The 1,986-nt window shown below is 66.0% G+C and carries 2 protein-coding genes; one reads left to right on the forward strand and one right to left on the reverse strand.

What is annotated here, in order from left to right; all coding sequences use genetic code 11:
• The first annotated feature begins 278 nt into the window (after positions 1–278).
• The gene (locus tag RIV12_RS13045) at positions 279–1,379 is read left to right on the forward strand and encodes an alpha/beta hydrolase (protein WP_309324448.1); all 1,101 of its coding nucleotides are present in this window, start codon (positions 279–281) and stop codon (positions 1,377–1,379) included.
• Here the strand turns inward: RIV12_RS13045 and RIV12_RS13050 are convergent.
• The gene (locus tag RIV12_RS13050) at positions 1,362–1,979 is read right to left on the reverse strand and encodes a FadR/GntR family transcriptional regulator (protein ID WP_309324449.1); all 618 of its coding nucleotides are present in this window, start codon (positions 1,977–1,979) and stop codon (positions 1,362–1,364) included. The genes RIV12_RS13045 and RIV12_RS13050 overlap by 18 nt on opposite strands.
• Positions 1,980–1,986 lie beyond the last annotated feature (7 nt).

Consider the following 1,986-nt stretch of genomic DNA (forward strand, 5'->3'; position numbering starts at 1 on the left):
CGGCGATTGCCGTGGAGGACTGAGTCATAGGGGAGGTGGTGAGGCCGGACATGACACCGCGGGACGTCTGCATGGCCCCATTGTCCGACTTTTGGCGCATTTGTGCTGGTGAATGTCGAATTGTGCCCGCCCATGCGTTCTCGCGTCTCCGGACGGATGTCGTGCTGAAAACGGGAGTCGTCGTCAAGCAGCGGCCGGAGGTGGAGCCCTGTAGTGCCGATCAATGACTGATTGTGAGTGGGTTGCTGCTACAGCGCTCACAGTGCAACAGTTACGGCATGCCCCACACGCATGAAGCGGTCCCTACCCGCCCTCCCTACGACACTGCTACTGCGGCCCTGCTTGAGTGCATCGAGCCGCTCGGCATCTTCCGGACCATGACGGTGCAGAACATCCCGAGCTGGCGCGCCCCCGTTGATGAGGTCCGAGCGGGTTTCCTGCTCAGGCATCCTGACGTCGACCTGGAGGATGTTGAGGTCCTTCGTCAGAACGGGACGGCGTTTCCCGCTGCGGTCGTGCGGACCGTCCAGAGCGCCTCCGTCGGCGGGCCCGGCCCTCTGTTCCTCTCCCTGCACGGGGGAGGACTGGTAATGGGATGCCGTTTCAACGGTCTGTTGACCGTTGTCCCGTGGCTGCGCAGGTACGGAGGCGTCATTATCAGTCCTGAGTACCGGCTGGCTCCGGAGCATCCGGCACCCGCCGGCGTTGAGGACTGCTACGCCACGCTGTGCTGGGCGGTCGAGCATGCCGAGGACCTCGGCGCCGATCCGGGGCGCGTCGTCGTTGTCGGGCCGAGCGCCGGTGGAGGGCTGAGCGCCGGCACGCTGCTCATGGCGCGAGATCGACAGGGGCCGGCCGTTCTTGGCGGGCTGCTGGACTACCCCATGCTGGATGACCGCACAGGAATGCAGCACTGGCAGGACTCGGTCTCAGCGCGTCAGTACCCGGACGATGGCACCTGGCCGACGGCGTACAACAATGTCGCTTGGGACGCTGCGCTGGGGGAGCGGCGCGGCACGGAGCTGGTCACCCCATACGAGGCCCCCGCCCGCGCCACATGGCTGGGCGGGCTGCCGCCGCTGTTCATCTCAGTGGCCTCCGCCGAGGTCTTCCGGGATGAGGATGTCGCCTTCGCCTCCAGGGTGTGGCGCGACGGCGGTGATGCCGAGTTGCACGTCTACCCCGGGGGTACTCACGCCATGGAGTTCGTCAATGCGCGGTGGCTCGCGCAGGGGCTCACTGCCGCGCGCGACCTGTGGGTGGAGAGGCTGCTTCGTCCGGAGGACCCGCGCCTCAATGTTCTGGCCGTGGCACAGGCCGGAACCTATCCGGCTCTGACGGAGCGGTTCTTGGCTGGTGGTTTAGGTGAGGACTGCTAGGAGTGGGGCGTAGTGCTGGGTGATGGCTTGGTGGTAGGCGGGGATGTTTCCGGTGCGGGCTGCTTGGAGCATGGCTCGGTGGGCTTTTGCGGTGCTGGTGAGGTCTTCGAGCTTGGGGGCGCCCAGGAGGGGGACGGTGAGGGTGTGGATGGCCCAGAAGGCTTCGGTGAGGTGGAGGTAGAGGTGGTTGTCGAGGGGTTGGAGCAGTCGTGTGTGGAAGCGTCGGTCCTGGTCGGTGAAGAGCTCTCCTTGTGAGGCGAGCTGCTCGATCTTGTCGACGAGGGTGTCGAGCTCGGGGTCTTGTCGGTTGTGCCAGGCGTGGGTGACGGGCTCGGCCAGGGCGTTGTCGAGGGTGATGCGTACTTCGACGATGTCGCGTAGTCCGCGGTGGTCGTCTCCGGGGTTGAGGAGGCCTTTGAAGACGAGGGACTCGACCATGGGGCGCATGGAGATCTGGCCGACGAACATGCCGTGTCCGTGGCGTACTTCGACGATGTCGAGGGCGACGAGGGTGCGGACGGCCTCGCGGACGGAGGAGCGGGATACTCCCAGGTCGGTGCACAGCTGGGACTCCGTCGGCAGCGCATCGCCAGGATGCAGGCCCTTT

Origin of the sequence: Actinomyces stomatis (assembly GCF_031292835.1) — a bacterium.
In the GTDB taxonomy this organism is placed as follows: domain Bacteria; phylum Actinomycetota; class Actinomycetes; order Actinomycetales; family Actinomycetaceae; genus Actinomyces; species Actinomyces stomatis.